The organism is Microcystis sp. M53603_WE2, assembly GCF_030065435.1.
Genome location: NZ_JASJFF010000401.1, coordinates 1 through 1,050, shown reverse-complemented (window position 1 = coordinate 1,050; position 1,050 = coordinate 1). Strand labels below are relative to the sequence as shown.

Sequence of the window (1,050 nt, the reverse complement as noted above, 5' to 3'; positions counted from 1 at the left end):
TCTTGTGGTACATCGCTTGGTACAAAAAACAAGGGCAACAAAGCCTGAAACGACCGACTCCTGACGACCGGCTACTGACTCCTACCCCCAGGAAAAACTTTTTCAGCAGACCCTACTTACAGATCAGAGGCAGGCATTGACAATTAATGTAGGATTAGTTAGTATGATGATCTAATCCTACCAGGCTGTCGTAAACAGTTTATGGCAATGAGTAAGAAAGTTAGCATAACCTTAGACGACGAAGTTTTGGAATTTGTAGATCGACTAGCAAGCAATCGTAGCAGCTTCATAAATGATGTTCTCTGGCAAGAGAAGAGAAGGGTTTTTATGAAAGAGCTAGAAGACGCTTATAAAGATCAGGCCAATGATCCAGAGATGCAAGCAGAAATCTCTGTCTGGGATATTGCAGTGGGCGATGGTCTAAATGCCTAATGGAAGACTAACCTATAAGCGAGGAGAGATCTGGTGGGTCGATCTGAAACCCGTTCTTGGTTATGAAACCGATAAAGAACGTCCTTGCCTGATTTTACAAAACGATATTGGCAATCAAAATGGAACAACGACAGTAGTTGCTCCATTGTTGCCCGGGAAAAGGACTTATCCTTTTGTTGTCAATATTACCCCGACAGTGCAGAATGGACTAGACGGAGATCGACACATCAACTTAAGTCAAATGAGGGCTGTAGATTCTCAAAGAATTAAGAATAAACAGGGTGTTTTAGAAGACGTTTATTGGGAAGAAATAGAGAAAGCAGTATGTATTGAGCTCGGTTTCAGCAAATCGCTATCGCCGTAGGGTGCGTTCCCTAATGTAAGTCCTACTACTCCACTAATAGATTTTTGGGGAACGCACCATGTACATTGATTGAAACTGTGGGTTAAAGTGCGGTCGCCGATCTTAATAAGCTAGGCTCTTCGTTACTTGTTATGGTTCGATAGGGGGGCATAAATCGACTAAATCCTTATCTGGCAAGAGACTTAATTGATTAGTTCGCTCTAGATAAAAAACAATTGACAAAAATCGCTAAATGCCTTTCTATATAAGGGTTC

At 41.7% G+C, this 1,050-nt stretch carries 2 protein-coding genes; both read left to right on the top strand.

All coding sequences use genetic code 11. The features are described 5' to 3' along the window. The first annotated feature begins 207 nt into the window (after nt 1-207). Nucleotides 208-432 (top strand): type II toxin-antitoxin system MazE family antitoxin, encoded by a 225-nt coding sequence (mazE, locus tag PX481_RS08470; RefSeq protein ID WP_002746763.1) that lies wholly within the window; start codon nt 208-210, stop codon nt 430-432. After that, the gene (locus PX481_RS08465; RefSeq protein WP_002763962.1) at nt 425-796 is read left to right on the top strand and encodes a type II toxin-antitoxin system PemK/MazF family toxin; all 372 of its coding nucleotides are present in this window, start codon (nt 425-427) and stop codon (nt 794-796) included. The genes mazE and PX481_RS08465 overlap by 8 nt, the downstream gene beginning before the upstream one ends. Nucleotides 797-1,050 lie beyond the last annotated feature (254 nt).